This is a genomic window from Maritalea mobilis (assembly GCF_004363175.1).
In the GTDB taxonomy this organism is placed as follows: Bacteria; Pseudomonadota; Alphaproteobacteria; order Rhizobiales; family Devosiaceae; genus Maritalea; species Maritalea mobilis.
Genome location: NZ_SNYR01000002.1, coordinates 828,532 through 844,137 on the forward strand (window position 1 = coordinate 828,532; position 15,606 = coordinate 844,137).

Sequence of the window (15,606 nt, forward strand, 5' to 3'; positions counted from 1 at the left end):
CTCTATCCGGTCATCACCACACCGCCATCAACCACCAAAGCTTGGCTGGTCATCATGCGGCTGGTTTTAGAGGCTAAAAACAGGGTGGCATCGACAATGTCTTGCTCAACCAAATGTTCTTTCAAACATTGTTTCTCGAGATGTTCTTTAAGCCCTTCTTCAGTTGCCCACATGTCCAACTGTTTTTGGGTGAGCACCCAGCCCGGCACCAGCGCGTTGACGCGGATATTATCTGGCCCTAATTCACGCGCCAATGCACGGGTGAGACCCGTTATGCCCGCTTTAGCCGCGACATAGGAACTATAGCCCGCGTTGCCCATCAGGTAGGATGCAGAAGAAAAATTGATGATGGCGCCCTCGCCCATTTTCTTCATGCCCGGCGCTGCGGCTTGGGCGGTGAAATAATGCGGGCGCAAGTTGATGTTGAGAGATTTGTCCCAATCCTCAATCCCATATTCTTCCAAACTGTGGCGTTGATCATTGGCGGCGTTGTTCACCAGCACTGCTATATCGCCATGGGCTTCGGCGCTGTCGGCCATTGCCTTTTTCAGCGCATCAATATCGGTGATGTCGCATGGCAAAAAGAGTGGCTTTTGGCCATATTTTTCGCCCATCTCTTCAGCAAATGCGGTGGCATCTGACCGCTGCACAAAAGCGACTTTTGCGCCTTGGGCCAAAAAACCTTCGGTGAGCGCTGCGCCAATGCCGGAACCGCCCCCGGTGATGAATACGCTTTTATCTTTCAAATCATGAAATGTTGCATAGGTTTGCATTAGTGGCTCTCCCGCGTGACGGGGCGTGTATCTTTGCCCACAAGGAAATCAAGATCTGCGCCTTTTTCGGCTTGCAAAACCCGATCAATATAAAGGCTAGCATAGCCGCGCTTATAATGCGGTGGTGTTGGTTGCCAGTTGGCGCGGCGCTCGGCCAGCTCTTCTTCTGGGACCAGCAGTTCAAGCTGACCATTTTCAGTGTCGAGCTTAATGCGATCACCCGTTTTAACAAGGGCCAGAGGCCCGCCCGCTTCTGCTTCGGGCGAGGTGTGCAACACCACCGTGCCGAACGCAGTGCCGGACATTCGTGCATCGGAAATCCGCACCATATCGCGCACGCCCTGCTCAACCAGTTTGCGCGGAATAGGCATGTTGCCCACCTCCGGCATGCCGGGATAGCCTTTTGGTCCGCACCCTTTAAGCACCAAGATCGTCTCGCTGGTGACGGGCAAATCGGGACGGTCAATATTGGCTTTCATGTCCTCGATATTTTCAAACACAAAGGCTTCGCCCTCATGTTGCAGTAGTTCTGGCGTTGCGGCTGACGGCTTGATGATGGCCCCGTTTGGCGCCAAGCTGCCTTTGAGCACGCGCAGGCCAACCTTTGGCTTGATTGGTGCATCATAGGCGAAAATCACATCGCGATTATAGCATTCTGCATCTTCAAAGTAGGATGTGATGTCTTTGCCCAGCACCGTGTTGGACGGGCGAATGTGTTGTGCCAGCTCTTTCATCAAAGCGGGCATGCCCCCTGCATAGCAGAAATCTTCCATCAAATATTTGCCGGACGGCATGCAGTTCACCAGTAGCGGCAAATCCTTGCCCAGTTCGAAATCTTCCAGTGTGAGATCAACGCCGACGCGCCCCGCGATGGCCAGCAAATGCACCACCGCATTGGTGGAACCGCCAATGGCCGCGTTTGCGAGAATGGCATTTTCGAAGTTTTCTTTTTTCACCACTTTGGAGAAGGTGAGGTCTTCTTCCACCATCTCCACAATGCGCTTACCAGTTAGGTGAGCCAATGCGGCACGGCGCGCGTCAACTGCGGGCAATGCTGCATTTGTGGGCAGGCAAAGCCCCATCGCTTCCACCAGCGATGCCATGGTGGATGCGGTGCCCATGGTCATGCACACACCGACCGAACGGCTCATGCCCGATTCAGCGGACATAAAGTCCTTCAGGCTCATTTCGCCTGCGCGAACATCCTCGGAAAATTTCCACACATCGGTGCCTGAGCCAATGTCGCGACCTTTAAACTTGCCGTTGAGCATGGGGCCGGAGGACACAACGATGGTGGGCAGATCGACCGATGCCGCGCCCATCAACTGGCCGGGCGTGGTTTTATCGCAACCACCCAGCAACACCACGCCATCAATGCCATAAGCACGGATGCTTTCTTCCACATCCATGGAGAGGAGGTTTCTGAACAGCATGGCGGTGGGCTTCATTTGGGTTTCGCCCAAGCTCATCACCGGAAATTCTACTGGAAAACCGCCTGCTTCCCACACGCCGCGCTTTACGGCTTCTGCCAAATCTCTGAGCCCTGCATTGCAAGGTGTAAGTTCCGACCATGTGTTGCAAATGCCGATGATGGGGCGACCATCAAATACGTGATCGGGGAAGCCCTGGTTTTTCATCCAAGAGCGATGGATGAATCCATCCTTATCCTGCTTGCCATACCATGCCTGGCTGCGGCGTTTTTTCTTATCGCTCAATTCTGCCTCCTTTGCCCACCAACTAGACATTCGCCACCAATATCTGGCCCGCGCTTGACATCAGTTCTTTGGCAATTTAGTTTCAAATAATGAAACTTATTTCCATTTATTGAAATATTGGAAGATGGGTCGAGTTTTGTCAAGATCATCCAGCGGCCGGGGCAAGGTTTAGATGCGCGAGAAATCATCAGGCGATGGCACCGTGGGCAAAGCGCTTAGCGTGTTGGATATGGTGGCGGCATTTGGTCAGCCGGTGAAGTTCAACCAGCTGCTTGAGCAGAGCCCTTTTCCCAAAGCCACCCTTTATCGCTTGCTGCAAACATTGGTGCATCAAAGCATGTTGGCCTTCGATGCGGATCAAGGTACCTATCAAGTGGGCTTGCGGGTGGTGCGGTTGGCCCATGCGGCATGGAAATCCAGCTCACTGGCCCCGTTGGCGCGGCCATTTGTTGACGCACTGGCGCAGCAGACAGGTGACATTGTGCATTTGGCACAGTTTGATGCGGGGCAAGTGCTTTATATTGATAAGCGCAAGGCCGATGATCGGTTTGAAACTTTGGCACAGGTTGGCAATGTGGCCCCAGCCTATTGCACGGGGGTGGGCAAAGCCATGCTGGCATTTTTACCGCCCCACCAGTTGCAAACAGCTTTGCAGCAACAAGCATTTCACGCCTTTACGCCTGCCACGCTACAATCCACCGACGCGTTACTGCAGGAGTTAAGCACCATCAAAGCAGAAAGCGTTGCTTATGATCGCGAGGAGCATGAAGTTGGCACAATCTCCATCGCCGCACCGATCTTTGGCCATGGCCAGCGATTGCTTGGTGCGATTTCTATTGCCACGTCAACTGCGCGAAAAAGCTTGGGGGAACTAACTGCTCACAAAGCCGAATTGCTGAAAACCGCCACCCAGATTGGTGACGCGGCGGCGGCATGGCATGCGCCTGTTTAACGAAAAGAGGCGACCAGATGGCCGCCCCTGTAGTGGCAAATTAGCTGCCCGCATTTATTTGGTCGTGCCTTTGTTGCACTTCGGTCGGCCATGTTGATTTGATATAGGCCAGCACTGCGACAATCTCATCGTCCGACAGGATGTCTTCATAGATCGGCATGTCGGTTTGATAGTTTGGATTGTTGCTGAGCCGTGCAATGCCATATTTGGTGATGTTGAACAGTAGCTCGTCGCTATGGTGCCAAGTGTGACCTGTTTCATTGTGCGGCGGCGCAGGCATGCGCCCCGTTGGTTTGGGCTGCTGCCAGTTGGCCTCGCCCTCCAAATTATCGCCATGACAGGCAGCGCAATTGGCTTGATAGATCTCTTGTCCCGCAGCGATCACGCGCGGATTTTTATAGGCCAAAAGGCCCGTTTTCTGGTCTACCTGGGGCGTTGCAAATTGGGTATATCCCCAATATCCGCCAGCCAAAACCAATATGAATATGACCGCTAGGGCCCATTTATTTGTGTTTTTCATTGTACCACACATTATTTGTGCCAAACGCAAGCGCTGGCAAAGTTAGATTAAAATTCGAATGATGTGTGGCGTACAATGGGTGGTGGCCCAGTGGGCCAATCCAACACAGATTTTAATGGTAAAATTTCTTGTGTAATCACTTCTCGCGGTTTTGCGGACAAGCTGGAAAGTTCATCAGCCAAAACCGCTTGTGCGCAATATTTGGCGCAATCATCCATAGCATAGGTCGACATATCCATGTCGCAACAACCATGCACGGCCTCGACCCCTTGAACATGCGCAGACGCAGGGTAAAAACCCTGCGCTGCTTCGGTTGCAATGTTCAGTTGACCAACCAACAAGGTGATGATGGTCAGAAAGGTGAAAAATCGTATCATTCGACCAGTTTGACCAAACTTTACGCCTTTGCAAGCCCTGTTTGCGCTGGCGGGTTAAAGCGCCGCAATCGCAACGCATTACCCAAAACAAACACGCTGGAAAGTGCCATCGCGCCAGCCGCCAACATGGGCGACAACAAGGTGCCCGTGAATGGATAAAGCACACCTGCAGCAACCGGGATCAGGCTTGCATTGTAAGCAAAGGCCCAGAACAGGTTTTGGTGGATGTTTTTGATCGATGCTTTGGACAGGCCAATCGCGTTCGCCACTCCGCGCATATCGCCAGACATCAGCACCACGTCGGCACTTTCAATGGCGATATCTGTGCCCGTGCCAATGGCAATGCCCACATCGGCTTGCGCCAAGGCCGGCGCATCATTGATGCCATCGCCCACAAAGCTCACATGAGTATTGTTCTGCTGCAATTGCTTGATCGCATCCACTTTGCCCGCAGGCAGCACTTCCGCAATCACTGTGTCGATGCCCAATTTGCGGGCAATGGCTTCAGCTGTGGCTTTGTTGTCGCCAGTGATCATGGCCACTTTCAGCCCCAAACTATGTAGCGCTTCGATGGCTTGTGGTGTGGTTTCTTTCACCGGATCGGCCACAGCCACAATGGCGGCCAATTTGCCATCAATCGCAGCATAAAGCGGGGTTTTTGCTTCATCACCCAATTGTTTTGCAATATCCGCATGAGCACTCAAATCATGGCCAAGCTTTTGCATATAGCGATCAGCGCCGACTTCGACCTTGCGGCCATTGGCTTCCGCTTCAATGCCGTAACCTGTGACTGAGTTGAAGCTGGTGGTTTCTGGCACAGTCAAACCCCGCTCTTTCGCGGCGATTACAATGGCTTCCGCAATCGGGTGCTCTGAATTATTTTCAGCAGCGGCCACAAGTGCCAAGGCCTCACCTTCATCAAAGCCGTTCAACACGGTGAAGTCTGTTAGTGCTGGGCGACCTAGGGTCAAGGTGCCTGTTTTATCAACAGCGACAATGTCGGTGTTTTTCAAATCCTGCAGCGCTTCACCATTCCGGAACAATACACCCAATTCAGCGGCGCGGCCTGTGCCAACCATAATGGAAGTTGGTGTGGCCAAGCCCATGGCACATGGACAAGCAATGATCAAAACTGCGACACCATTGACCAAGGCAAAAGATACAGCTGGGTCTGGCCCAAAGATCAACCACACACCAACCGTGAGTGCTGCAACCAGCATCACGATGGGCACAAAGATTGCAGTGACTCTGTCCACCAAGGCCTGGATCGGCAGTTTCGCCCCTTGGGCATTTTCAACCATTTTGATGATTTGCGCCAAGGCACTGTCAGCACCCACTTTTGTGGCGCGGAATTCAAAGCTGCCGGTTTTATTGATGGTGCCGCCGATAACTTCGCTGCCTACTTCTTTTTCAACGGGCACGGGCTCGCCAGAGATCATGGCTTCATCAACAAAGCTGCTGCCTTTGATCACTTCGCCATCCACGGGCACTTTTTCACCCGGACGCACGCGCACAATGTCACCTGCCACCACTTCATGCAAAGGCACTTCGATGAAGTTACCATCACGTGACACGTGGGCAGATTTAGCCTGCAACTGCATTAGCTTGGTGATGGCTTCACTGGTGCGGCCTTTGGCGCGCGCTTCCAGCACACGACCCAAAAGGATCAGCGTGATGATCACGGCGCTGGCCTCATAATAGACATTGGCTGTGCCCGCGGGCAGCAGGAAGGCAGCGAAAGTTGCCACCACAGAAAAGCCCCATGCTGCGGAGGAGCCGAGCACCACCAATGAGTTCATTTCTGGTGCGAGGCGAAGGAGCGCTGGGATGCCTTTTTTATAAAACACCATGCCTGGCCCGAACTGTACGATGGTGGCCAGCACAAAGTAGAAATAATAAAGATTTTGCCGCCCGAAAGACTGCATCAGCAATTCGTGCATGCCGGGGATAAAGTGTGACCCCATTTCGAGCACAAAAAGCGGCACCGTAAAGATGGCGGCAATGGTAAGGTTGCGCTTTAGACCATTATATTCGGCCTCTTTTGCCGCCGCACGATCTTCCAGCGCGTCGCTTGTACCTTCTTGCAATTTTGCCGGGTAGCCCACTTTTTGTGTGGCAGCAATGGCATCGCCAATTGAAAAGTTGGACGCGACTTCAATTTGTGCGCTCTCTGTCGCCAAATTGACGCTCGCTTTCACAACGCCTTCGACCGATTTCAGCGCATCTTCCACCCGCCTCACACAGGAGGCGCATGTCATCCCCTCAATATCAAGGGTGATTGTTTTGGTGGGAACGCTATAGCCTGCCTGTTCAATAGATTGAATAACGGCTGGCAGGCCATTTCGATCTGCCATTTGGATATGCGCCGTTTCCGTCGCCAAATTGATCGAAACATCCGAAACACTTTCCACACTTGAAATCGCAGCTTCCGCGCGCTTGACGCAGGAAGCGCAGGTTAAACCTGAGATGGTGAGTTTGGTGACTTGATCGTCTTTTTTAGCCTGTGCGGTCATGGTCGTACTTTCAGTTCAAATTCTTGAAGACTGAATACACTGTAATCCTTCCAGTGAATGGAAGGTCAAGCGCCAAATTTGCACTTAATTTTCGGCCAGTTTTACCCGTAATTCCAGCGGGCCACGGAAGGCAAAGCCGCGAAACTCAACTTTGCTATTTTGCGCAGGTTTGGCGTTTGGGAATCGCGCAAAGAATTTTGGTAGGATCAATTCGCTCATAATCCGGCGATAGATATTTTCGCCCATGCAGCGATGGGGGCCCGCGCCAAAGGTTTGATGCGCGGCAAAGGGGCGGTGCATATTAAACTGCTCGGGATTCTGCCAATAATCTTCATCATAATTGGCGGAGCCTTGCACCGCCATGATGGTTTCCCCTGCAGGCAGCCGGACGCCATCAAGCTCGATTTCTTTTTTCACAATCCGGGGGCTAGCCTGAATAGGTGCGACCCAGCGCAAGCCTTCTTCACATGCCAGATCCCACCTTCGCGATTGCTGGCAGGACGCCAATTGATCCGGATGTTGCAAAAGCCCGTGCAACACGGTGAGCAGCGCATCGCGCATTTCGATGGCGGCCCCACCAATGCAGATTTTCATGTTGGTTCTGATTTGGCTTAAGGGCAGCGGATTTTCCGCGTTGGCCATTACGCTGAGGACTGATGGATTCGGTGCAGCGCGGTGTTGTTCAATCATCCGATCAAAGCAGGCATTCATTTCGGCATTGGCTTGATCGCTTATGGCGAACACCTTTTCGTCAAAGCTAGCGTTCATCGCACCCGTGATCAGCGATTTGGCCCAGCTGAACAATTGCTCTTCGCTATCAGGTTCAATACCCAACAGATCATTCAATATACGCGCAACCAGTGGCTTGGCAAATTTTCCGCTCAGCTCTAGTTCGCCTGATGTTGGCAGTTGGTCCAAGACCTGATCGATGTGGGTAGCAAATCGATTTTTCCAATCGCACGCCCAGTGATTGACCTTGAACGTTTCCGTCATCGCGGCGCGTTCTTTCAAATGCGCTTCGCCATCTTTGCGCATTAAGGTGTGGCCACCAAATGCGCGTTGCATTGGTGTTTGGTCATCTTCCGACCCGAAATGCACCATATCGGTTTTGGCCAGATAAACATGATCCGCTTTGGTGAGCACAATGCGGTTGATCGCTTTGATGCGCACAATTGGGTTTTCGCGTCGCAAGCGCTGATAGACCGATGCTGGATCACGATCCAGCATCTCAAAAGTGATGGTCTCATCAATTGGCACATCAATCGCGGTCATAGTTTCTCACGTTACATATTTATCTGATAGGCGCGCAGTTTGCGCTTATGAAGTTGTGATTTCAACTTCACAATTCATGCTGTTGCTTACTGTGCAAACTGATTTTGCCTGTTTGATGATTTCTGGCACCAGCGCGTCATCGTCAACAAATTTGCCCACAACTTCGAGCGAAATTTTACCCACGCGTGACGGCAAATCTGCGGCTTTGACGGCAGTGACAATCACGTGGAAATTATGCAACTCAGCTTTATGTTGCGCCGCACTCCAGACCATCGATTTCACAATGCATGATCCCAGCGATGAGATCATTGTGTCTACTGGTGTGTTATATGGCGGATGATCCGTTTTTTGTGTCGGATCGCCAAAGGCGAATTTCATCTGGTCGCTACCGTCATGGAACACATAGATCGGACCAAAGGTTTTTGGTTTTAGTTTCATAGCCATCTAAAAATCCCTGTTAGAAAAGCAGATTGGGCAGGAACAGCGCCAATGCGGGGAAAATTGTGAGCATCAAGATCGCAAACAAATGGATCAGCCAATATGGCACCGTCGCCACGGCCACGCGGCCCAAGCTCACTTCATTATTGGTTAGCGCAGTCAGCACCGATAGGTTCAAACCAACCGGTGGCGTGACCTGACCGATTTCGATAACAATCGTGATGATTACCCCCACCCAGATGGGATCAAACCCAAGGCCGGTGAGCAGCGGAAACACTACTGGAAGCGTCATGATCATCAGCGACAAGCCGTCAAAGAAGCAGCCCAAAATCAAATAGATCAGGACCACAATCAACAGCACGCTATATGTACCTAAGCCGCTATCTGCTACTGCAATTAGGATTTGCTGTGGCACGCCGAGGATGCTGACCGACTGCGCGAGAATGGTTGCGCCGAGCACCAAAAATCCAATGGCGGAGAACAGCAGGACCGACTGTTTGATCGCCTCGAGCAATTTGGCGAAGGTGAGATCGCCCCAGATGGATGAGATGATCACCGCCAACACAACACCAACGCCTGCGGCTTCTGTTGGTGTGGCCCAGCCGCCTACAATGCTTCCGATCACGGCAATGATGAGGGCAAGCAGCGGCCAAATTTGCTTGAAGCCCGCCAAGATTTCCCAAAAGGGTGTGCGTTCATTGTCGGTTGGTGCCAAGGCAGGGTTTCTGACGCATCTGACAAACAAATAGGCCATAAACATAAAGCCAACCAGCAAGCCGGGAATGATACCCGCGGCGAATAGGCGACCAATTGAGGTTTCGGTGAGTGCGCCAAAAATCAGAAATGAGAGGCTGGGCGGAATGAGCAGCCCCAATGTGCCACCCCCGGCCAAGCTGCCCACTACCGTGTCTTTATCATAGCCACGGCGTGTCATTTCAGGATAGGCGACCGAGCCAATGGCTGCGGCGGTGGAGAGGCTGGAGCCACTGACCGCGCCAAACAAGGTGCAAACGGCAATGTTGGTGTGAAGTAGGCCGCCGGGCACTCTTCGAAAGATCGGGGAAAAAGCGGAATAGGCTTTTTGGCTGATCCCACTACGCAAAAGGATTTCGCCCAGAAGAATAAACATGGGCACTGCACTAAGGGTGAAGGAGTTAAAAACATTCCAAATCGCATCAACGGCCAGCGAGGTCGCGCCGTTGGAGAAGAAATGCAGGATGATCAATCCGGTGAGACCCAAGGCAGCCCCCAAAGCCACACTGGTGCCAGCGGTGGTCATAAGACCGCCGATTAATGTTGCCCAAAACAGCATTAGGACACCTCATCCTTAAGGGTTGGCATGGCTTCCTCGCGCGCGGCATCCGCATCAAACAGGCCGAATAAACGCCCGATGAACACCAGCAAGGTAAGCACAAGGGAAAAGAACATGGTCGACATCCATGGATAAAGCAGGATGCGGCTGGTTTCAGTTTTCAGATTGCGTTTGAACGCAAATTCCAACCACGGCACGGCTTCCCAAATCAGCCACATGAAAAAGGCAATGCCAATCAATATGGCGACTTTTTGCACAACTGTACGGGTGCGGCCTTTGAGTTGGTCGATAATCAGAGCGACTTTGACATGTTTGGATTTAAGCGTAACCAGCGGCACGCCCAAGAAAAGCGAGACGGTGAGCATAAGGCCCACAACTTCCTCAGTTATGTGAATGGGCGTGTTTGCAATTTTGCGCATCAACACGCTGGTGACGATGAGAACCACAATCCCCACCATGCTGAGGGCAGCGGCCCAGGAACACACAAGGGCTAGCTTTTCCAGCCCTTGTGCAATGTATTTTTTGCCAAGCTTTGACATAAAGCTGGCTTAGCGACCAAGCGCTTCGAGAACACGCTCACGGTAAGCAGGTGCGTTGCCGCCTGCTTCTTTCGCCAGCATTTCCCAAGTTTCTGTCACTGAGCTGACGAAAGTTGCGCGGTCTTCTTCTGAGAAGTCTTCAACCCAGTTGATGCCATCAGCTGCCAATTTTTCACGGGCTTCAAGCTCACGTGCAAAATCGTCTTCATACTGATTTGTGCGGTTCCACAAATCTTCTGCAGCAGCAGTGATCGCCGCTTTGGTTTGCTCGTCTGTCGCGTTCCATTTGTCGGTGGCCACACCAATTACATATGGGCCAGATGCCATTGGATAGAGGTAAGATGCGTGACTTGCCACTTCTTGCAACGACACAGTGTGAGCATAAAGCGCTGGGTAAAGCGCGCAATCCACAACACCTGTTTTCATCGCCACATACATTTCTTCTTGTGGGATGATTTGTGCGGCAACGCCCAAGCGGGTGAAGGTTTCAACCTGATCACGGGCCCAAACACGCAGTTTTTTCGATTTCAAATCTTCCAAAGTGCGCACAGGTTCGTCGCGACAGAATACGGATACTGACAACATTGGGATCGCCACATAGCCAACTGAGCTAACGCCCCAATCTGCAAACTCTTCTTCGTAGATTTCGCGCACCACTGGGATGGCTTTTTCAAAATCTTCAATGGAGCCGATGGTGCCTTGCACCACAACAGAACTCAATGCGGGTGCGTCGCGGCCCAAATAGTTGGCCCAAAGCAAGCTCATTTCCACCGCACCGCGTGGCAAGAAACGCAACGCGTCTGTGTTGGGCAAGCCAAGAGAGCCACCGCTATACATCTTGATTTCGATGTCACCTTCGATGGCTGCATTAGCCTCGGTTACAAATTGCTCAAGCTCAGCAGTTTCAGGCCGTGTTTCAGGCAAGAAATTGTTTAAACGCCATTCTTCAGCAATGCCGCCTTGCAGCGACGCCGCCAAGCCGATAAGGCTTGCGGAAACTGTATGAATAATTTTCTTCATGATGTCCTCCTTGAAGAATCGTACATTGGGTGAGGACAAACTTTTTCCTAAAAATGATCAAAAATGCCATTCATTTTTATGCATTTGATCGAATTTTTAGACAAATGGCTGTGATCTGATCACAAAATTTGAATGTTTTGTGGGCAGAAGCATTCATCCCCTGCCCGCAGTCTAACATAGTCTTCATCGGCATACTTAGTGCAATTCGATTAGACTGGTTCCCTCACGGGAAATTTACTCTGCCAATATTATTGCGAAGTTTCGGCACGCACTGTTTTGACAATCTTAAGCGCTGAGTTGATAGGCACTGATATTGATATAGTGCTGGAACAGCGCTTTGGCGCCCGCTATGGCGTTTTGCTGATAAGTTGCAAATGTTGGCCGTTCGGCCAACCAAGACAAATAGCTTTGCCAATATCGTTGTTCTGCCCCGTGGGTGACAAAGCTAGCTGGCAAATGCCCAAGCCCAGCCTCATTAAGTTGCTTGGCGATTAAGCGCCCGCCCAACCGCGAGCCTTCCATAACATAAGTGATGCCCGCCACGCTGCCCGGCGCAGAGGGCATGACAAACGGTGCTATGGGCGGTGGTGCAACTGACAGACATTTTAAATCATCCAACAAAGCAGGGCTTCTTAGCCTTACTTGCCAATGGTCCAGAGTTTGAAACTCGCTGCGGATAGCCAATTGCTGTTCAATGTCCGGCACGATTTGGGCATGCATCTGCAAGAAAGAAACATAAGCGGCTCGATTGGCGAAGTGACCTGTCGCAAATCCACGATCCAATTGCTGATGCAATTCTTGTGTGGCCCGCCGGAGCATATTGATCAGTTCATTGCTCATAGCGGCTGATACAATTTTATTATTTTTTTAAGCATGTTTGCCCTTTATTTTATTCCATGAAACCAATTCGGTTTGGTTTCGTTAAATGTGCATGACAAATTTTATCAGCAACTCAGTTCTTATCGTTGAAGACGACCCGTTTGTGCTTATGGACGCCTGTGATGCCGTGGCGAGCCTTGGCGTGGAGTGCCTTGTGGCCAGCGATTGCGAAAGTGCGGATAGCATCTTGCAATCTCGCCCCTGCTCTTGCGCCCTGCTCGATTTTGATTTGAAGCAGGAAAACAGTGTGCCCATCGCCCAACAATTGGCGACACAAGGCACGCCATTTTGCTTTGTCAGCGGCCGCAGCAAACAAGAAATTCTCGCCGCGACCGGGTTCGAGGCACCTGTGTTCACCAAACCTGTGAACTATGCCGAAATCGCGGAAACACTGTTATCCTCAACCTGATTTGGCATTGTCTAAAATGGCTTTCTTCAAACGCTCCTTGTCATAAGGTTTGCTGATAGTGTCGACCTTGGTGTCGAAGGCATTCAAAATCTGGCTTTCGCCATAGCCGGATGCAAAGATGAAGGGGATGTTGATCGCGTTGAGTTTGTGGGCCACCTCAAGGCTAGTTTCGCTGCCCAGGTTGACATCCAGAATTGCGAAGTCAAATTTGGATTTGCCGATGAAATCCAGCGAGGTTTCAACGTCCGCGCAGACCCGAACAGACTGCGCACCTAGCTCAATCAACACACCTTCCGTGTCCATTGCGATGATCATATTGTCTTCCACCAGTAGGATATTTTTGGGGAACGGCACTGTTTCCTTAACGGCTGTTTCTGCGCTGTCGGTTTCAGGTGCTTCCGCCTGCCTCAGGTCTGCACCGTGCACCACTTTGGTGATGTGGGATGCGGGAATCCAGAATTTGGCTCGTACACCCGCGATATGATAATCAATCTTGCTTTCACCGTTCAGCTCAAACGGGATAGATTTTTCCGTGATCACGCTGCCAAAGCCGCGGCGGGTTGGTGCCTTAACCGCAGGGCCGCCGACCTCGCGCCAGCTAATGTCTAGCGAGCCATCATCCCGCACCGAAATGCCCAGCTTCACTGCGCCCCTTTGATCTGACAAAGAGCCATATTTGGCCGAGTTCGTGATCAATTCGTGCATCACCAATGCCAGCGTTGAAAAAGCCACCGGCGCGACTTCAATGTCAGGCCCCATTATTTGCACGCGGGTTGATTTTTGATGCAGATAGGCTTTGGTTTCGGTCTGAATAAGCTCTTTAAACGAGGCCGACGACCAGTTTTGCTTGGTGATCAAATCATGTGCACGGGCCAAAGATTGAATGCGGCTTTCCAGCACTTTGGCAAAATCGCTTACCGTGGCTTCTTTTTTTGAGGTTTGGGAAATAAGACTTTGCACCAACCCAAGAATATTGCGCACCCGATGGTTCAGTTCGGCGATCAGCAATTCTTGTTTTTCGTTCGCCTTCTTTTTCTCAACAACTGCGTCATCCACCAGCTTTAGCACCAGCTCCAAAACAGTGACGCGGAATTGTTCTGCGGCCGCAATTTCAGACGTAGTCCAAGCTTCTGACTGCCCTTCCACCAATGCGCGCCATGTTTGGAAGCTTTTGCGCGGGGTGAGGCGCACACCATTGGGGCCGAGTGAGGCTGGTTTTTCCGGGTTGCCCGCCCAGTTTACGCTTTGCACCACCTCCTGCCGGAAAAACATAATGTAATCGCGCGGGCTTTTGGAAATCGGGATGGAAAGCATCCCCGCTGCACGGGGCACAAAATCTGCTGCTTCGGGCAAGAATGTTGCCAATTCATGGCTGCTGAAAATTTTACCGGAAGGCTGTGTGTTCAAGCGCTTCGCCAAAATTTTCACTTCATCCGCGCTCGGCGTTTTGCCCGCGAGTTTGATTGTATCGTCGCTAACCACTGCAATACCGTTAGCAGACATTAACTCCATGGCTTTATCACATTGGTCCAAAATCACCGTCGAGATGTCGCCCGTGGTGGTTGCGGAACGCGAAAAGCTATTGATCAGATCGCTGGCTGCTTCTTTGTAATTGTTGGATTGAGCGGTGAGTTTGCCCTCAATGATCAGCGAGAGCATTTGTGCAAACAGCACCATCGAACTGCGGTGCGACTGGTGCAAATGTTTTGGCTTGCGGTGATGGCACGCGATCAAGCCGAATAGCTCGCCTTCCACCACAATCGAAATGGACAAAGAGGCCGCAACGCCCATATTGCGCAAATATTCTAAATGGATGGGCGACACGCTGCGCAGAACGGCGTTTGATAGGTCAACCGCATCGCCTTGATGCATTGGGGCCGGCAAAATCGGCACGCCAATGGAATTACTATCATTGATAGAGCGCACCGGACTGCGTTTGTAGAGTTCCCGCGCTTGCTTCGGAATGTCGCTCGCAGGATATCGCAGCCCTAAATATGGCTCCATATCTGGCGCACAGGTTTCGGCACGCACCTCGCCGCTATCATCTTCACGAAATACATAAGCCATCACCCGGTCATAACCGGTGAGTGCGGCGCAAAATCTTGTGGCGAATTTCAAAATCGCGTTCACATCTGTCAGGGCAGACATTCGATTTATCGATTGCTGCACCGTTTCCAAATCTCGCTCCAGATCCTTTTGGGCGAGCGCTGGCTCAAATTCCAAAATGATCTTTTTGCCAGAGATATGAATATTGATATCAAAGCGATGATTTGCCCCCGCCAGTTCAATATTTGAGACGACGGCAGGAATGGCGTTCGCTGTTAGATTTTGTAGCCGATTGCGCAGGGTGTGGATGATGTCTGGTGGAATAAGGTTCGAAATGTGAGCGCCAATGAGCGTATTAACATCCGCCTTAACAAAATCGGAGATGTTGGCCGAGACATTGCTCACCAACCAATCAGCCGTTGTTGCAACAAGAAACCCGCAAGTTTGCACTCGACCAAGCAGGTGAATGGGTTCGCGATCGCAATTTGTTAAATCGACCGTCATTTGTGGCTCTGAAGAGTCCACCATATATTTTTCTCCTGTGCGCGGTTGCGCGATAGAAATCTGGCAGATGGTCCAGTGTTGATTGAGAAAATAAGAAATGCAGGGGCGTTGCCGTGTGCGCAGACCTCACCTGAAGGTGAATTAATCAAGCGATTGCCTGAGTAGAATTTTCAAAAATCTATTCGAGTTAGCGCCAAAAACCCGATGCCTAACGCCTTAACCCGACCAAACACCTCTTAAATTTTATGTGTTTCCTAGCGGCACCATGGAACAGAATTGGGTGTACTGCATTAAACTATGACATAGCAGGACGGGAAAATTGATGATCTCTTGCAAA

At 51.4% G+C, this 15,606-nt stretch carries 14 protein-coding genes; 2 read left to right on the forward strand and 12 right to left on the reverse strand.

Annotated features, from left to right (window positions below):
- Nucleotides 1-2: 2 nt before the first annotated feature.
- Nucleotides 3-773, reverse strand: coding sequence for an SDR family NAD(P)-dependent oxidoreductase (locus tag ATL17_RS11860; RefSeq protein ID WP_133573002.1), 771 nt, complete (start codon nucleotides 771-773; stop codon nucleotides 3-5).
- Nucleotides 773-2,488 (reverse strand): IlvD/Edd family dehydratase, encoded by a 1,716-nt coding sequence (locus ATL17_RS11865; protein WP_133573003.1) that lies wholly within the window; start codon nucleotides 2,486-2,488, stop codon nucleotides 773-775. The genes ATL17_RS11860 and ATL17_RS11865 overlap by 1 nt, the downstream gene beginning before the upstream one ends.
- 172 nt (nucleotides 2,489-2,660) lie before the next feature.
- Here ATL17_RS11865 and ATL17_RS11870 point away from each other — a divergent pair, with 172 nt between their 5' ends.
- Nucleotides 2,661-3,440 (forward strand): IclR family transcriptional regulator, encoded by a 780-nt coding sequence (locus ATL17_RS11870; RefSeq protein ID WP_133573004.1) that lies wholly within the window; start codon nucleotides 2,661-2,663, stop codon nucleotides 3,438-3,440.
- 40 nt (nucleotides 3,441-3,480) lie between these two features.
- On the opposite strand, the gene ATL17_RS11875 is transcribed toward ATL17_RS11870, so the two are convergent.
- The 9 genes from ATL17_RS11875 to ATL17_RS11915 all read right to left on the reverse strand — a co-directional run bounded on the left by ATL17_RS11875 (nucleotide 3,481) and on the right by ATL17_RS11915 (nucleotide 12,271).
- Nucleotides 3,481-3,960: a c-type cytochrome gene (locus ATL17_RS11875; protein ID WP_133573005.1), complete on the reverse strand. Its 480-nt coding sequence runs from the start codon at nucleotides 3,958-3,960 to the stop codon at nucleotides 3,481-3,483.
- A gap of 47 nt (nucleotides 3,961-4,007) precedes the next feature.
- Nucleotides 4,008-4,337, reverse strand: coding sequence for a hypothetical protein (locus tag ATL17_RS11880; protein WP_133573006.1), 330 nt, complete (start codon nucleotides 4,335-4,337; stop codon nucleotides 4,008-4,010).
- A 20-nt stretch (nucleotides 4,338-4,357) separates the two neighbouring features.
- A complete protein-coding gene (locus ATL17_RS11885; protein ID WP_133573007.1) occupies nucleotides 4,358-6,850 on the reverse strand; it encodes a heavy metal translocating P-type ATPase in 2,493 nt (830 codons plus the stop codon).
- Nucleotides 6,851-6,934: 84 nt separating this feature from the next.
- Entirely contained in the window at nucleotides 6,935-8,122 is a 1,188-nt protein-coding gene (locus tag ATL17_RS11890; protein ID WP_133573008.1) for a cytochrome P450, read from the reverse strand.
- Nucleotides 8,123-8,167: 45 nt separating this feature from the next.
- Nucleotides 8,168-8,566, reverse strand: coding sequence for an OsmC family protein (locus ATL17_RS11895; protein WP_133573009.1), 399 nt, complete (start codon nucleotides 8,564-8,566; stop codon nucleotides 8,168-8,170).
- A 13-nt stretch (nucleotides 8,567-8,579) separates the two neighbouring features.
- A complete protein-coding gene (locus ATL17_RS11900) occupies nucleotides 8,580-9,872 on the reverse strand; it encodes a TRAP transporter large permease (protein ID WP_133573010.1) in 1,293 nt (430 codons plus the stop codon).
- Nucleotides 9,872-10,411, reverse strand: a complete 540-nt coding sequence (locus tag ATL17_RS11905) for a TRAP transporter small permease (RefSeq protein ID WP_133573011.1) — start codon at nucleotides 10,409-10,411, stop codon at nucleotides 9,872-9,874. The genes ATL17_RS11900 and ATL17_RS11905 overlap by 1 nt, the downstream gene beginning before the upstream one ends.
- 9 nt (nucleotides 10,412-10,420) lie before the next feature.
- Complete coding sequence (dctP, locus tag ATL17_RS11910) at nucleotides 10,421-11,431, reverse strand: TRAP transporter substrate-binding protein DctP (protein WP_133573012.1); 1,011 nt, start codon at nucleotides 11,429-11,431, stop codon at nucleotides 10,421-10,423.
- A gap of 285 nt (nucleotides 11,432-11,716) precedes the next feature.
- Nucleotides 11,717-12,271, reverse strand: a complete 555-nt coding sequence (locus tag ATL17_RS11915) for a biliverdin-producing heme oxygenase (RefSeq protein WP_133573013.1) — start codon at nucleotides 12,269-12,271, stop codon at nucleotides 11,717-11,719.
- A gap of 91 nt (nucleotides 12,272-12,362) precedes the next feature.
- Between ATL17_RS11915 and ATL17_RS11920 the strand changes: the two genes are divergently transcribed.
- Nucleotides 12,363-12,719 carry a response regulator gene (locus tag ATL17_RS11920; RefSeq protein ID WP_166639015.1) on the forward strand — a complete coding sequence of 119 codons (357 nt, stop codon included), beginning with the start codon at nucleotides 12,363-12,365 and terminating at the stop codon, nucleotides 12,717-12,719.
- On the opposite strand, the gene ATL17_RS11925 is transcribed toward ATL17_RS11920, so the two are convergent.
- Complete coding sequence (locus tag ATL17_RS11925; RefSeq protein ID WP_133573015.1) at nucleotides 12,711-15,293, reverse strand: HWE histidine kinase domain-containing protein; 2,583 nt, start codon at nucleotides 15,291-15,293, stop codon at nucleotides 12,711-12,713. The genes ATL17_RS11920 and ATL17_RS11925 overlap by 9 nt on opposite strands.
- Nucleotides 15,294-15,606: the final 313 nt, after the last annotated feature.